Annotated in this window: 10 protein-coding genes; 2 read left to right on the forward strand and 8 right to left on the reverse strand. The window is 48.3% G+C overall.

Going from position 1 to position 15,964, the window contains the following annotated elements; translation table 11 throughout:
* Positions 1-2: 2 nt before the first annotated feature.
* The 8 genes from ACY2RQ_RS05675 to ACY2RQ_RS05710 form a co-directional block, all read right to left on the reverse strand.
* On the reverse strand, positions 3-2,480 hold the full coding sequence (locus tag ACY2RQ_RS05675; RefSeq protein ID WP_490111990.1) for a death domain-containing protein: 2,478 nt from the start codon (positions 2,478-2,480) through the stop codon (positions 3-5).
* 515 nt (positions 2,481-2,995) lie between these two features.
* A complete protein-coding gene (locus ACY2RQ_RS05680; RefSeq protein WP_490111991.1) occupies positions 2,996-4,243 on the reverse strand; it encodes a CAP domain-containing protein in 1,248 nt (415 codons plus the stop codon).
* Between the two features lie 117 nt (positions 4,244-4,360).
* A complete protein-coding gene (locus ACY2RQ_RS05685) occupies positions 4,361-4,681 on the reverse strand; it encodes a DUF1820 family protein (protein ID WP_490111992.1) in 321 nt (106 codons plus the stop codon).
* A 130-nt stretch (positions 4,682-4,811) separates the two neighbouring features.
* A complete protein-coding gene (locus ACY2RQ_RS05690; RefSeq protein ID WP_490111993.1) occupies positions 4,812-6,323 on the reverse strand; it encodes a hypothetical protein in 1,512 nt (503 codons plus the stop codon).
* Between the two features lie 2,214 nt (positions 6,324-8,537).
* Positions 8,538-10,112, reverse strand: a complete 1,575-nt coding sequence (locus tag ACY2RQ_RS05695) for an FGGY-family carbohydrate kinase (protein WP_490111994.1) — start codon at positions 10,110-10,112, stop codon at positions 8,538-8,540.
* 70 nt (positions 10,113-10,182) lie between these two features.
* Positions 10,183-11,769, reverse strand: a complete 1,587-nt coding sequence (locus tag ACY2RQ_RS05700; protein ID WP_490111995.1) for a glycerol-3-phosphate dehydrogenase/oxidase — start codon at positions 11,767-11,769, stop codon at positions 10,183-10,185.
* On the reverse strand, positions 11,766-13,466 hold the full coding sequence (locus ACY2RQ_RS05705) for an FAD-binding oxidoreductase (protein ID WP_490111996.1): 1,701 nt from the start codon (positions 13,464-13,466) through the stop codon (positions 11,766-11,768). Before ACY2RQ_RS05705 ends, ACY2RQ_RS05700 begins: the two co-directional genes overlap by 4 nt.
* Positions 13,467-13,655: 189 nt before the next feature.
* Positions 13,656-14,129, reverse strand: coding sequence for a YiiD C-terminal domain-containing protein (locus ACY2RQ_RS05710; RefSeq protein WP_490111997.1), 474 nt, complete (start codon positions 14,127-14,129; stop codon positions 13,656-13,658).
* A 214-nt stretch (positions 14,130-14,343) separates the two neighbouring features.
* Between ACY2RQ_RS05710 and ACY2RQ_RS05715 the strand changes: the two genes are divergently transcribed.
* A complete protein-coding gene (locus ACY2RQ_RS05715; protein WP_490111998.1) occupies positions 14,344-14,931 on the forward strand; it encodes a hypothetical protein in 588 nt (195 codons plus the stop codon).
* A gap of 223 nt (positions 14,932-15,154) precedes the next feature.
* Positions 15,155-15,874: a hypothetical protein gene (locus ACY2RQ_RS05720; RefSeq protein WP_490111999.1), complete on the forward strand. Its 720-nt coding sequence runs from the start codon at positions 15,155-15,157 to the stop codon at positions 15,872-15,874.
* Positions 15,875-15,964: the final 90 nt, after the last annotated feature.

The following is a 15,964-nucleotide window of genomic DNA, read 5'->3' on the forward strand; positions in this document are numbered from 1 at the left end:
TGTTACTGGCGAGGATAGAGTTTGGGGACAGCCTCCCGCATCTCATCGACTAAAGCTCCAAGTTGAGAATTTCTGGCACACTCCATCAGGAAATTCCAGGTGACATTTGGGCCGCCGTCGTTAATCCAGGCTCCTACAATAGCTTCCACCTGTTTCTCCATTCCGTCATATCGGTAATTTCGGGTAATTGTCTCGACTCGAACCCCATTATCATCATTCAGAAGAAATATACCAAAAGTGCTTATATTACTTGTCAGCCTGATAAAGATGCCCAGGTTTTTTCCGTATTCATCGGTTAAGTTTTTCATAAGCTGAATAGAGGGCCTTTGCTGGAAAGGAGATCCTGCTATCGGCTGTGAGATACTTGCCCTGTCTCTGATTTGAACAGCAAGGCTGCGTTCATCAACTTTATCGAGTGCTCGCGCAATATTCTCCCAGGTAGTAGGTTTTTTGGAGTTTCTGAGCCAGTAATCAACAGCATCTATCATGCATAGCTCTGAATTCAGCTGCCTCTGAGCCTCAATTTTATTCAACTGATCGTAAGGGACACCTAGATAGAGAGCAAAAGTCTTCCAGTTACTTACATTTTTTAGCCGTGCCAGAATGACAGACAGGTCGCTTAATTGTAATTCTCCAGAGCCTCGTTGAGGTCTATAAGGTTCGGCAGCCAGGGGTTGCCTGTAATGAGTAACAGGCTGAGGAAACCCCTGTTGGTAATCCATTGAAGATTCTTCGGTTTCTATTCTTCGTTTATGACCACTGCCAGAGGCAGTTGTTGCACTTTCTGTATATGTTCTTGCATAGAGGTTCATTAATTCAGGAGGTAGAAACTGGCTGCGCCGAAGAAGTACCTGAACCAGGGCTTCCACTTTCATGTGCTCCTGCAAGTCTTTGGCAGTGGCTCGACTGAAGGCTTGTCTGTAAGCCTGTTCGGGAGGAGCCATTGCAAACTGATCAAGATCTCTAAGCTGCTGCTGAGAGAACTGCCCCATATCTTCAGGTATGATTACAGGGTTTTTGAGAGAGAATACTGCAACTGCAACTTCAAGGTGAGGATTGGAAACACCAGCTTTTTCCAGTTTGCCTATTAATTCAAGATATTTACTGGCTTTTATTTTTGAGGCAGAAACTGGCTGCTTTTTATTTGAACTGTTAATGTTTGCGGCAATAACTTCAGCCAGACCTTCTGGGTTTGAGAAACGGATTTTGTTCATTCCTCCAAGTTCAGCCAGAGCATTCTCTGCCGCACGATATTGGGCTTTCGTGTTCATTCGTTGAGGTTTGAGATTTAACTGATTTAAAATCTGATAGAGGAATGACCAGAGATCTTCATCTTCCTGATTAATTCTTTGTGCAACGTATCTCAAAGATTCCATATTGGGGTTAGGCAGCTCTTTCTCCTGCATAACCCGCCCTTGTTGAATAAGCAGCAAAGGAATCAGGCTGTCAGTATGATTTCCTAATGAATTAAAACCATGGCTGGAAGTCAATATTCTGTGAAACTCTTTCAGCTGACTTTGAAGACTTGAGAATGGGCTGTCCTCATTATACAGGGTAAATACGGGTACCATACTGAGAAGATTAAACCCTGTTGCTGTGGTTGTAAGATCAACCAGACTGGCGATGTTCAGGCTGGCAAGGGCAAGAATGGTCTCCCTGTTCATTCTGCCTGTTATCTGCTGACCTATTGGGTCCAGCCCATGGAAAACATCGCTGCAGGCACCTATAAGATCGTTTATTTCCTTTTGACGTTCTGAATATTCTTCGAGGTATTTCGGGTCAGCCAGAGTTTCTTCAGTTTCTGGAAGTTGATATGGCTTTTTGGTTTTACGGATTGCCCTGGAGGTTTTTTTCCCTGGCACTGTGTTTGTAGCCAGTAACACTGCGGGGGTCGCGGCCGACAGCCCTGTGTGGGCATGATAGTGCTGGTGCTGGTGTACTACGGTTCTATCTCCCCCCCGGGCACGTTTATGTTGGCGGAAGGGATGTGCCGATGAGTTAGTATCCATACCCTCGCTATCATCGTCACTTTCACCAGAACTTTCGCTCTCGTCAGGCTGCGCTGAATGTCTGGAGTAACTGGATGATGAAGGACTCAGGGTGGGAATTTCACCATCTTCTTCGTTACCTGAGTCCGAGCTGGACTCCATGGGTTCCGCGCTCGCTGAGTCACTCCGGGAGAGCGCCGTTGCCCACATAATGCTCCAGTCAATCCTGTTGCTTTTATCATGTTTTGGCAGGTGTTTTTTAACCTTTTCGATAAACTGGCTGCTGTTTCGAGCTATCAGAGCTTTCATGACCACCTGTTGACGCTCATCACTGAGCTGGGAAATCAGATAAGCCGTGTTATTTTCGTCCAGATCATTAATAGCGTATTCAAGCACTCCCGCCATGTGAGGGTTATCTGAGAGCACTTCATAAGAATCCCATTGTTGAATCAGTTTACTGGCAGACTGAAGATTGCTCTTTTTGGGCGGCATGGCCTGCACGCTCGATATTTCTGACAAGCATAAAGACATTATCAAAATAAAAAACTTCCACCGGAAAAGTGGAAGTTTTGAAGGCTTATTCATATCAATCACCTTAAAGCGCTGAACAATGTAAAAAGTGTTTTCCTGTCGTTAGTCTTTCTTTGTACAACCTTTGTACAACGAACGAGTGGTCCGTTCCTGAAAAAGCCCATGAAGGGTAGCAGGTTTGGCTGAAAGCGAGTCTTCAATAATCAGGGAGAAAGGTTCAGAGCCTTGATAAAGCAGATAGTGGTGCCAGCTTATGAAGAATGGGCAGTGTTTTAATATAGGAGATAGCTTGAGAAGAGAAAGAAAAATTCCTCATTTGAGGAGTTTTTGCCAGGGAAACAAAAGGTAAAACCAGTCAGCCGGCGCCAGGCGAAGAATTGTGAGCGGCATTATTGCTCTTCACTTTCACTATAGAGTGTGAGGAATTCACCCAGATCATGCTTTTCTGAAACTGGTAACACAGTAATTCTTTATTTTTAACCAGACGGTAGTGATTGTGTATTAATTCGGACGGTGTATTTCACCCCATTCTTCAAAATTACCGTTAATGTACCCGGGCCTCTTGGAACCAGTCGAATATTATTAAAGCCCAGTATACCCATCTCTGTATTATTTCCTTCGTACTCAAGGAATACCTGTCTGATTTTATCCACACTCAGAGATGTCGAAAAAACCAGCACATACTCTTTGCCAGGCTCCAGCCGTATATGGCTGTTCGCCTTCTTCAGCGTTATAACCCTTCCTGACCCGGCTGCCTGGGTATGAAACGACCATGTACGCACATAAGACTGACCATTAACTGTATACTCGAGATGGGCATGATAACGTTCCCCCCACTCAAGTGGCTCCCGGGGAAACCAGGCAAAACTGTACTCGTTAAAAATGCTGTTCTGGCTGTCCGATAATTTATCCCGCCGAGGCAACAGCTCTGTTTCACGGTGACGATTATTTGTGAGGGTGAAACGGGTAATACGAATCCCTTTATTCTTATAACGATGGGGATTGAAGTGAACGGAAACCGGCTGACCTGTCAAAGACATCCCCGGCCATGGGTCGGGGTATTCATCATTAATATAAACAGGCAGAACACCATCCTGGCCTTCCCAGGGGTAGATCACCAGGTCAGGCCCCTGGCGTTCCAGCAGGGTAGAAGTCTGCTCGTAGTCTGTACGGCTGACAGTGAAATCCGTGTCGGCGCACATACCCGCCACGCCCCACCAGCGTGTTGTTCCCTGGCATAGTTCACGGAGCCGCGAACTGCCCATCAGAAAGCTGAAATAGTGTGGCTTTTCCCGGTCCTGCTCCAGGGGAGGACCAACAGCCAGGGCCATACCGATTTCATCCGCGTCAAAGCGCAGAAAATTGATCCGATGGTAAATAGCACCCAGCAGCCCCTCCGCAGAACCAGCCCAGTCCTCCTGGCCGTAAGACAGATTTTCTGCCACCAGCCGGGCAGGATAACCTGCGTGAACAGCCCGGTCTACCCAGGTTCTGCCGGTAAACAGCTCTTTGCCTTCCTTTTCATAGTGACCGGAATCCAGATGCCGGGCCATATAATGGGCATGGGCTTCTGCTGCCCTGATAAGCTGTTCCTGCAAGGTAAAAGCTTTCAGGCCATTCTCAAGGCGGGCCTTATTGATCAGGTCCAGGCCAGGATTTGCCTGGACCATTCCAGCAATAAAAAAGAAGATCAGTAATAAATAAAAGCGAATTGTTTGGAACACCTGTTTGGAACACCCTGTCACCGGAAATCATCAATCTAACGGTAGAATATAGACAAATCCCGGTGTGTGAGTTCCAAAAACAGCTCAAAAAAAAGTTCCAGAGGCTATACAGAATTGTTATTTTTCCGAACCTGGGGGCATGGGAAACGGAGTCACCTTGTCAGCACTGGCTGCGGAAACCTTACCCGTACCTTCCTTCTCCACTTCATCAATGCGGATAATCGCCTGCATGGGAATATAACTTCTCTTTACCCCATCAAAGGTGCTTTTCAGTTTTTCTTCCGAAGGGTCCACAAGCAGGCTGGAACGCTCGCCGAAGAGGTACTCTTCCACTTCAACAAAGCCATACATATCGCTCTGGTACACATTGCGGACAAACACTTCAAAGACTTCGCCCTGATTGTGGAAAATGACCCGAAAGGTTTTCTTGGCTGACATATGGTACTGATCAATCCATCAGAAAATATTAATCCCGACATCATACCATTCCCGATCTTCAGAAACCCCATTCGACCGGTCATTTCCCGCATCAGGAGGATGCCACCAATGTCATGTCATAAATGCGAAATTACAATTCTGTCGTCTCTTCAACCTCAGATGCCCCGTCCTCCCCTGAGGAATCACCGACCCCCAATTGCTTTAGCTCTTGTTGTAACTCTGTCATTTCTTCAATTAGGCCAGATTCTGCCAGGGAAAACTCAACCACCAGCTCCGCTGGCAATGCCTTTCTGGCTTTATTCACTTCCCAAATGCCTCCACCGCTTACTAAGCGCTCTTCTGGTTTAGACTTTGGAATGCTGGTTTTCATATTTATGGCATAGTCAGACTTTCCTTTTCCCATTCCAACTCTGTGGATTTTTATATCCTTTAGTGTTCTGTTTTTTACATCAAGGGTAACAATTCCCGAAAACATTCCATCTTCCAACATAAAGGCAGGAGAAATTAATTCAACTTCTCCATTTCTTCCAGAGTCTGGCTGATTAACATCAACCCCATCAGGGAACAGCAAACTGGTTTTTCCCACTTGCCAGACAACTTTTGTATTCGAATCTGTGGTTATTATTTTGTTTACTATCGGAGTCAGCGTTAAACTCATCCTGTCTTTAAGTATTCCTATAACGCTGAGGCAATGTTTAATAGTACTCATTGGTACCTGCTGTTCATCTTGCCCTGAAGACAATGCACTTCCAGATACAAACTGCCTCCAGATCTGCCCGGCAAAAGTGACGGTGAGCATATATGATCCAGGTAATGATATATTTTTTACCTCACTTCCATCATCTTCGAGAACGTTCAGCGTAAGGAATTCTTGCGTTTGAGCAAGTTCAAAGAATTTCCGGTTGCCAACCAGGCCGTTTATGACCGGGCTGGTCAGCAATGACTGACGGTTATGCCTTGGAAGATACCCGATATAATTACTGACATTCTCAATAACCCAGCTCAACTCCACTTCACCGGAACGGCCAATACGATTAGTGGAAACCTGACCAATCCCGGACAGAGGAACGACAGATAACTCATCAAAATCAGCGAGCTGGTGTACAACGGGAGTACCCGCTTCCCACGATCCAATCTTATTTTCGGTAATAGTGGGGAAGAACTCAATTTCCTTCCGACCTTTTTTGGTGGTTCGCAGATAAAGCATGAGAGCAGGTGGAGTCTGTCGTGAGAATTTCTCTGAATGAATTTTCAACAATGCCTCAGCGGTGGAGGTTTTCGCTGCAGAAAAATAGACCCGACGGTGGCCAAACGCCATATGTCCGGATTTATAATCTTCATCTGTAGTCATAGTTCCGGGTCTCCATACCCATCGGTCATTCTCTGGAGGCACAACATCAGTAAATGGCGTTAACTCCGACCTGGAAAGCACTTCTTTCCTGCCACCGTTTTTCTGCAGTTGCCCCCCGGTGGTTGATAATAACAGGGCATCAGAGCTCGCCCCTTCTGTGACTGATTGTGATTGGATGCTCTTTTGTTCCAGAGGTTCGGGCACTGCTTTACCTTTCACCATCTCTGCCTGTCTGGGCTCTTTCCCCAGAGTCAAAGCCAGTTGAGCGGATGTTCGTTTTTTCCCTAACATTTTCCTGTTAACAACAGCACTGCTGCGTACCCCTGTATCAGGTTTCAGGGTCGACAGGTTATTTACATCAATAGTACCGCGCCCTGCCAGAGAAGCTTTCCAACGTTTAACAGAAAGCTCTGATTGTCCCTTTGAAAGGGCAAACGTTAAATCGGACAGTTCCTGGCTCTGTGTATCTACAGTAACCTTGCCATTAAACCTTCTTCCATGAATATTGAAGGGCCAGGAGTACAACACTTGCAAAGGAGCAGCTCCGGGTTGGTTTACACCGGCAGGAAATAGCCACTCAGATGGACCTATTTCCCATTCCGCTTTACCAGTTTCCAGGTTAACGCCTGGAGAAACAGGAAACAGGGTAACAGTTAACCTGTCGTTATCACTCCCTTTTTTCATAATGTCCAGCAGGGTTAACTTATTGATAACATCAGCCTGAGGTTCTGAATTTTCCAAAAAGGGCTGATAGAAGAATTGCCATTTATTCTCTCCATAGCTGACAACAACAGAGTATGAGTTCTTTATATTCAGAGTATCGGTATCAAGAACATCCCCTGTCATATCCAGCTTAATCCAGTCCCCTGCTTTTTTTAATCTGAGAAAAGCCCCCTGTGGATTATTTCTGGAGCTCGTATTGAATCTGGGACTCTCCATTAGCAGGAATTCATCTGGAGAATCATTTAATATTGTGTTCAGAAAATACTGACTGGCATGTTCAACAGTCCATATTATCTGTTGCTCGCCTTTCCCCTGGGACTCAAACCGTACTCTTCCTTTTCCGGTCATCGGCAGAATCATCATTGACCTGTTAGGCACCGGGAAGGACAGCACCTCTCCTTTATTAAGCCAGCCTTGCAGTTTATCTCCACCCACTCTCAACAGAAGCGGTATTTGCCCATTACCCGAATCTTTTTCTGTCCCTCCCAAAGTCAACAGAAGGTGCAAATGCCTGACTTTGGAAACATCCGGGGCCTGGGATAGATCGGGTATGAATTGCAGATGAGCTAACTCCGGGTTATTGCCATCTGGTGTCAACTTCATGGAAAAGCGAATATTCTGGTGTTCAATGATGCCACTTGTTCTGATCTTTCTCTTTTCCACTCCCGTATTATCAATTAACCAGTACCAGGCACCTCTGTCCTGAAACATCTCACTGTTTTGCACAGCCTCAGGTATAGGATAACTGGCCATTTTCTGGGACCAGTGCATTATGGGCCTGAGATTATCTACAGTATCTTCAGAAAAACCAGAGAATGGCTCTTCTCCACTATAACAATATGGACACTCTATAAAGGATGACTCACCGGCAGAACCTGCTTTGGTACCATCAGCAAAATTGCCACAACGATTTTTACAGGCCAGAACAGGTGTTGGGTGATGAGGGTATAGCGGCAGCTTACCTCCGGAGCGGAACCTGCTCCTTATTAATGAAGGGGAAAAAAGGTTATCTCTGAAAAACCGGGAGGCTGTAACTTCCTTATGTTCAGGATCTTTTTCTCCACTGTACTGGCAATCAAAAAGTAAATGCCCGCCAGCGTCACGGACTGCGATCGGTTTATTACAGGCGGGGCATTTTATTAATGAAGAATGCGCATCCGCATGCAACCCCTGATTGCCTTGAAGATAATTATTACCACACTCTGTGCATGGCTGTGTTGATTTGAACGGGCACTCTTTTTCATGATCGCTGTAATTCCTGTAAACGCCCGACCATCGGCAATTATCACCAGAACACTTTACTTTCTCGGCGTGAAGCAATGGGTTGAATTTATTAAGTAATTTACGTAAATGTGCTGGAGTTTCCAGGCTATTCCGGTACAAACGATACCTTTGCATCCCCGCAAAGGACTCGATTTCATGCATTTTTTCCTTATCACAGCTTTGACATGTAACCAGTTCCTTCCCAAGCACTTCTCCACACTTGCTGAGGCCATGGGTGACCCGGTATGAATCCAGGCATTGTTCACACAGCCAATGGTGTTTTCCACACCCTATAAGGTAAGGCTTCAGAGCATAGTTATTACAGTGAACGCATTTAAGATCTTCATTAGGATGCAGAAACGTCAGATTATAATTCCTGTCAATTCCAGCCTGCAGATATGGGCTGAACAAAGACAGGATTACAACGCTAATCAAACAAACATGCTTCATGCGTACCCCCTGAACCAAAGCAGGAGGAGTATAGAACGTGTCTGGGAATGCAACTCTTTAATTGAGAGGTTATTCCGGGTAGCCGGTAATATCCCGGATTTTCCGGTAAAGAGGCTGCAGCTGTTTATACATTTTCAGGTATACCTCGGAATAGAGGCGTTCATATAAGCGCGCATTATCAGGATCAGGCTCAAATGTTTTACCCGGGCGGGTCATAGCTGCAATAGCAGTCCCATAGTCAGGGTAATACCCCAGCCCGACAGCAGCGTTAATGGCCGCGCCAAGCCCGGATGTTTCTGTTGTATGGGGACGTGTAACCGGAAGGTTGAAAATATCAGCCGTCAGTTGCAAAGCGCCATCGCTCTGGGAACCACCTCCGGAAACCATAAGTTTCTGCAGTTTTATCCGCCCTTTCTTTTCCAGTTTCTCTTTCCCTTCCCGCAGGGCGTAGGCCAGCCCCTCAACAATGGCCCGGTATACATAGGCACGATCGTGCACATCACCAAACCCAATAATGCCGCCTTTCGCTTCCTGATTTTTTAAACCAGGCGACCAGTAGGGTTGCAGCATCAATCCCATGGAGCCGGCCGGTGCCTGATCCAGAAGATCTTCAAACAACGCTTCCGGAACCATGCCCCTTTGTGCCGCAAGGGTTTGTTCATGGTGACCAAACTGATTTTTAAACCAGCTCACCATCCAGTAACCCCGGAACACCATAAACTCACTGTTCCAGCTGTCGGGTACTGCCGCAGGCCAGGGGGGCATAAACATCTGGGGTTCCCGGAACTTATCGTGAACCACATTAATCGTGGCTGTCGTGCCATAACTCAGGCTGGCCGTATTGTCTCCGTAGCAGCCGGAACCAATCACTTCACAGGCTTTATCCGCCCCTGCGGCAATAACCGGCAGTCCTTCAGGAATACCCGTAGCTCTGGCTGCTTCCGGGGTAATTAAGCCCAATGTCCCTCCCGGCTTCACAAGCTCGGATAACTGTTCCCGCCTGATGCAGGTCGCCCTCCACATCCAGTCCCAGGCTGGAGCCCAGTCGAGCCTGCGGTAATTAAATGGCAGATAGCCAACGGTACCACCAACGGAATCTTTGTATTCATCTGTCAACTTGAAAGTGTGCCAACCGGAAAGCAGAAGAAAGTGCCGGGTTCTGGCCCATACCTCCGGTTCATTCTGGGCAATCCAGCGGGAATAGCTTTTACTGCGGAAATAGTTGGCCAGCCCTTTCATTCCGGATATGGAAATCAGCGGCTGCCAGAAACCGCCAAAGGATTCATCGGTATTGGCCCTGCGCTGGTCCAGCCAGATAACAGCGGGGCGCACAGCCTGCCCATGCTCATCCACGCAGACATAAGTTCCGCGCTGAGTGGTGAGAGTCACGCCTTTCACGCGCTGTCTGATACCCGGTTCTTCAGCCTCGGCCTTTTCCCACAGTTTCTCACAGGCACAGCAAAGGGAAGTCCAGTAATACTCCGGGTCCTGTTCCGCCCAGCCGGGGTGACGGGAGAAATAAGGCTCAAGTTCAATCTTGCTGCTGCAGACCACATGCCCCCGCAAATCAAACAACAGTGCCCGAACACTTTGGGTGCCGTTATCAATGGCGAGAATAAGATCCTTATTTTTATTATTTGGCATTTTTATACTCCGACTGCAATAGCTTCAGAGGGCTACTCAAAGAGCCCTACAGAAAGTATCTGCGAAGGCTTCAGGGAGTCCCATCTGCCAGACTGTATGCCTGTTTCCAGAGAGTCATATAACGCTCGCGCTCGTTCTGCCAACGCTGCCCGTCCCACCCGAGTTCTTCAGAAACCAGTGTTTCGACACGATCCAGGTAAACCTTCGCCCCTTCCGGAAGCAGGTTACCAACACGGGTACGGCGCAGCAGAAGATCATCCAGATGCTCAACCTGCTCTTCAGCAACAGCCCAGCGCAGTTCCAGCCAGAGGAACTCGGTTGTTCCCACTTTCTGAAAATCATGATCTGCGGCTTTTTCCAGAACAGTTTTCAGCCGACTGCCAAACCGCCCCTGCAGACGCTGTTTCTGGCCCGTTTCCAGCGCAAGAAAGCGTGGGTCAGAAATATCACTCTCTTCAACCGAGCTGAATAAGGTAGCTTCACCCGGGACGTTCAGCAGGGAATTTTCCGGCAAATGACGGGCAGCTTTATTCAGTGCCTCCCGGGCAATCAAACGGAATGTGGTCAGCTTGCCACCACAGACAGTAATCAGCCCCTGGTTATCCCAGATGGCATGCTCACGATTCTCTTTGGAAGGATTGATGTCACGGCCACTGCTGATCACCGGCCTGACCCCGGACCATGTGGACACCACATCGCTGCGCTGAATATGGCCGGAAGGGAATTCACTGTTAGTGGCTTTGAGCAGATATTCAATCTCCTGCTCACTGATGACCGGATCATCATCCAGGCCTTCGGTGTGGTCGAGGTCTGTGGTGCCAACCACGGTACTGCCTTCCCAGGGGAACACAAAGACCGGACGGCCATCGTCGGGGTGCATAAAACAGCAGGCCTGGGCTACAGGCAGCCGCCATTGGGGAAGAACCAGATGGCTGCCCCTGAGAGGCCGAACTACAGCTTTTTCTCCGGTCTGTTGACGCAGGGTATCTGTCCAGGCACCTGTGGCATTGATAACAACTTTCGCTTTCAGCTCAAAACGTTCCCCCGTGAGTGCATCCTCAACACGGGCACCACACACCTTGTCATTGTCTTTTATCAGCTCTTTAACCTGACAATAGTTCAGCATTTCACCGCCATCCAGACGGGCTTCATCAAGGATGCGGAGTACAAGTCTCGCGTCGTCAACAATACCATCAAAAAACAGTGTTGCCCCCTGCAAACCAGGCTGACGCAGGCCAGGAATATAGCGGGTATCCACTTCAAACTTGTGACTGAATCTGTGGGCACGCTTTCCGGACAGGAAGTCATAAAACTTCAACAAAACTCCGAAAATAAAAGGCCCAGGAAACTTACCCTTATAATGGGGCATGGCAAAACTGCCCGGTTTCACCAGCCCCGGGGCTTCCCTGAGCAGACGTTCACGCTCGTGTACACATTCACGGGTAACCCGTATCTGACCCTGGGAGATATATCTCAAACCGCCATGGACCATTTTGGACGAACGGCTGGATGTTCCCCAGGCAAAATCTCTCTGTTCCAGCAGCAGCACCCGCAGGTCGCTGCGAGCTGCTTCCCGAAGAATGCCCGCTCCGGTAATACCACCTCCGACAACGATAATATCCCATTGTTGGTTTTGAATACCGGACAGTCGACTCATACTTCCCGCTCCGGCACGCCTGTGGATACAGTTTCGTGTCCCTGTTCTGTTTCAGGGTTTTGCCCGCTTTTGCTGGAAGCTTCATCTCTGGTTGAATCAAAGAGAGCACCGGGGTTCATACGCTGATCCGGATCAAAGCACTGCCCAAGGCTACGCAGAGCGGCCATGCCCAGGGGACCTTTTTCAAAAGGCATATAAGGGGCGTGATCCCGGCCAACACCATGCTGGTGACTGATGGTACCGCCATGTTTTACAACAGCCATGGACGCGGCATGCTTGAGTTTTTTCCAGCGTGCCAGGGTCTCTTCATGGGTTTTGCCAAAGCGGAACAGGTAGGAGGTATAAATGCTTGAGCCTTGTGTATACACGTGGGAAATATGGGTAAAGGCATGCACCTTCTCACCTTCATCCACCAGCGCGCCTTTCAGAGCATTTTCAATATCCCCCATAGCGGCATCCACTTTGCTCCAGTTTACGCTGGTTTCCAAAGTGTCCACGGCATAACCGTGCTGCCAGAAGTTCTCCCGCAGGTAGGGATACCGGAACCGCCCTACTTCCCAGAGACGCCCGGCCTTTGGCCCTATTCCGGTCATCCCCACGCCCTTGTACTGGCGCAACAGCCTGCGTACCTGTTTCCGGGCGGCTTTTACCTGGGCTTTGGTACCAGTTATGCCAAAAGTCACCATGCTCTTGCCTTCGCCCACGCCCCGGAAGTTCAGGTAACGCTCTATCCAGCCAACAGTGCCATCATGGCCGGCAAGCTTAAGCTGGCTCCAAGTCTCCACGGGGTTGGAGACCCGCATCATTGAAAGCTGGATTTTCTGCTGGGTAGACTCACGGGCAAAACAGAAAGCGTTTTCCCAATCGGGGAAGAACACCACAATAAAGTCTTCCCTTTCAGGGGCGCGGGTCACCCGCACCTTCACTTCTGAAATAATGCCAAAGCGCCCTTCCGACCCCAGAATCATCTCCCGCAGATCAGGCCCGGCGGAGGAGGCCGGAATGGGTGGAATCTCCATGGTGCCATCACAGGTTTCCAAACGACCACCGGCAAACATCTGCTCAATGCGCCCGTACCGGAGGGACTGCTGTCCGCTGGAACGGCTGGCAACCCAGCCACCGATAGTGGAAAGCTCAAAAGACTGGGGGAAGTGTCCAAGCATATAGCCCCTGGCGGCCAGCTGGGCCTCTACCATTGGGCCAGGTGTTCCCGGGCCAAAGGTAGCAATCTGGCTCTCTTCATCCAGGTTAAGCATCCGGGTCATGCGTTCAAGACTGACAGTTAAAACAGGTTTGCTCTGTTTTGGCGGAGTAATATGCCCGGCAACACTTGTACCCCCGCCATAGGGAACAACAATCACATCCTGTTCTTTGGCGAAGCTCATTAGCTCCCGTATCTCTTCCGGGGTTTCCGGACAGGCAACGCCATCCGGAAAAGTACCAAACTGCCCGCTTTTCATGGCCACCCAGTCTGGGAAAGACTGGCCACGGGCGTGACGTATGCGGATTTCAGGGGTTTTATCAATAAGAGGATGATCTGGAAGGCGTGATTCAGGAACAGCGGCACACACCTCTTCCAGAGTGGCCTGAGGTAACTTATTGCCATCACCCACCACACCTTTCAGAAAGCCCAGGGCGGTTTCCGTCAGATGTGGTTTTTCAGTACTCTCCTGGCCCCAGCTATTCCAGTAACGCATAAATAACTCCGCAGTTTTATAACCCGGCCACCAGCAGACTGCACCCGTGCCGAAGGTTTTGTTTATTCTGCGGAGCATTCTAGCGAAAACTGCTCAACTGTCACTGACAGCCAGTAAATTTCGGCAGTCATTTTCGGCCATATAAATCTTTTAGCCGTAACCTGTTTATGTCCTGGAAGCGTCTTTTACTTACCGGGAGCGTATCTGGTACAGACCTTCAGTGACAGCGACAGTGACACCCTCACTGTTTTTCAGCTCACCGGTCAAAGTAAAATCGGCCTTGCCATTTTGTTCCGCCCGGGATGAGATTTCGGCAACTTCCTCTTCAGAAAGGGTGATTTCAAAGACAATATCCCCCATCGCAGGCTTCACATATTTGATCGTCATGCCTTTTAATATCGGGTAAAAGCGACCGCTGTCGAAAGAGGCGAAAGCCAAAACCCCACCGGGAATCTCCGCCAGAGTAAACAACGCCCCCGCGTACATGGTTCCAATATGGTTTTCATTTCCTGCTGTTGGCATCTGGCACTTCACATAACCGAGGCGGGCTTCAATAAGTTTCAGTCCGGCTCTGCGGACAAAATCAATTTTTTCTTCCGCAAACTGTTTCAACAAATGCTCTGGCACACCCTGGGCAGAAGAGCTTTTTTCCGATACTGACATACCTGACCTCTTATTCTTGTGCCTTACTGTGACACCATCGTGTACTTCATTGATAAACGACTTATATCAAGACACAAACCCCGGAAAATTCAACTGATAGAAAACATCAATTTTTATGGCAGGTTCTTTATTCAACCATTATTCAACCATGACAGCCTGCCTGATTACCGGATAACTATACTGTCCCTGTGAATAGCAACAGCAGGGACGCAGTATGAAAACAGTCAAAGTTTTATCCGGGTTTTTCCCATTAGCATTAGTCTGTGTATTTTTCGCCGGATTGCTGTCACCATCACAGTCCCAGGCCTGTGACAGAGGGCGTCATGGATGCGGCCACCCTCCAGACGGGTCAGATGACCGCCACAAACGCCCACCTCCTCCTCCCTGTTATATTCCCGATAACCGGTACTTCCTGTCAGGCATCCTTGGTGACGATGACCAGTACAAAGTCACACTCTGGATGGTTAAGGGTGTACCGATTCTGCGTATCACCTCGGGAACAAAAGTCTATCTTGCCGCTGATATCAGGACCCCCCAAAAGCAGCACAGGCGAGGAAAAAGAGGCCACTCTCCTCACCCCCCTCACAAATCACACGGCCCACATGGCCACCACACAAAGGGCAAGTCCTGCACCCACAGCGAACTCTCATACAGCTGGACAACAGCTGATTCTGTTCCCAAAGGCATTGGGGGCAGGATTCACTTCAAATGGGATAACAACCGGTTGAACGGCGAGATCAAACTGACAGGCGACACACCGTTATTAAACGACAATACAGTTATTCTCGACCCTACCCAGTAACCTTCACTTTTACACAGCCTGACTTGTCAGGCTGTGTCTTTTATTATCATTTTCCGTAACAGGTTTTATAACTCTCTCCCTGCTTGTAATCAGGACAACGGTAGTGGGCAGAGTCATTCTACTGACCCATGAAAAACTGCCAAAGCCAAAGACCTCAATGAAACCATCTTAAGCTAAACTTCCGGTTCCTTATCTATCGTTCTAAAATAATGGCGCTGTTTTTATGAAACTGACACCAACAGGCACATCTGGTTTTCTCGCCGGATGCCTGCTTTTCTCTTCTTGCTCTTTTGGCAGCGACTTGGCTGATCCTGCCAAAGAAAAGGCACCTTATCCTTACAAATTGACTCTGCAGTTATATGTTGAAAAAGGGCAATACTCTGATTATGAACTCACAGATATCCATAACGGCACTTATACCAGTATTATTTCTGTGAATGGGCATCATTGTGACGGCTCAAGCACCTGCCTGAAGAATAGCGTGATTGATATCCCGACAGGTCAAACCACAGAGATTGTTTTCAATGCATCAGGCCATGATAAAAATATCCTTGCCAACGATGTCACTTTTTCTTTGGTTCCAAAAGGTTTTGATAAAATATGCCCCCAGCCTCAAGTCTGCCAGGTCGCTAAAAACGCTTGTATACACGGGGTTAAAACCTTTAAATATAATAATAAATTACTATACTGCGGAAATGTTCTGAATGACTGCCAAAGAGTCTTGAGTGACTGCATGCAGAAACATTCTTACCTTATCGACCTTTACTACGATCGTATCATCAACACACATTATGGTTTGCTGCATCAAGTGACATTGGAAATAACAGGGGCTGGGCAAGGTGAAGTTTTCATAGATTATAACCCCGGTTCAGACAGCACAGGAGATCTGTCTATCTCGCTGCATTGCGATAAAAACAACCACTGCAGTGGCAAGGAAGAGTGAGGCAATAAAGAGTGAGTCGACAGGTCGCAGCCCTTGCGTGAAGGGCAGCGCAAAGCCACACACAAGCTTCCGTCAAAACCCGGCTATGCA

This window comes from Parendozoicomonas sp. 209JJ7-1 (assembly GCF_058147085.1).

Bases quoted from the DNA above. Each gene is read 5' to 3' on its own strand.
- ACY2RQ_RS05675 (WP_490111990.1), bottom strand. From the start codon at position 2,480: ATGCCGCCCAAAAAGAGCAATCTTCAGTCTGCCAGTAAACTGATTCAA.
- ACY2RQ_RS05685 (WP_490111992.1), bottom strand. From the start codon at position 4,681: ATGTCAGCCAAGAAAACCTTTCGGGTCATTTTCCACAATCAGGGCGAA.
- ACY2RQ_RS05690 (WP_490111993.1), bottom strand. From the start codon at position 6,323: ATGTTAGGGAAAAAACGAACATCCGCTCAACTGGCTTTGACTCTGGGG.
- ACY2RQ_RS05695 (WP_490111994.1), bottom strand. From the start codon at position 10,112: ATGCCAAATAATAAAAATAAGGATCTTATTCTCGCCATTGATAACGGC.
- ACY2RQ_RS05700 (WP_490111995.1), bottom strand. From the start codon at position 11,769: ATGAGTCGACTGTCCGGTATTCAAAACCAACAATGGGATATTATCGTT.
- ACY2RQ_RS05705 (WP_490111996.1), bottom strand. From the start codon at position 13,466: ATGCGTTACTGGAATAGCTGGGGCCAGGAGAGTACTGAAAAACCACAT.
- ACY2RQ_RS05710 (WP_490111997.1), bottom strand. From the start codon at position 14,129: ATGTCAGTATCGGAAAAAAGCTCTTCTGCCCAGGGTGTGCCAGAGCAT.
- ACY2RQ_RS05715 (WP_490111998.1), top strand. From the start codon at position 14,344: ATGAAAACAGTCAAAGTTTTATCCGGGTTTTTCCCATTAGCATTAGTC.
- ACY2RQ_RS05720 (WP_490111999.1), top strand. From the start codon at position 15,155: ATGAAACTGACACCAACAGGCACATCTGGTTTTCTCGCCGGATGCCTG.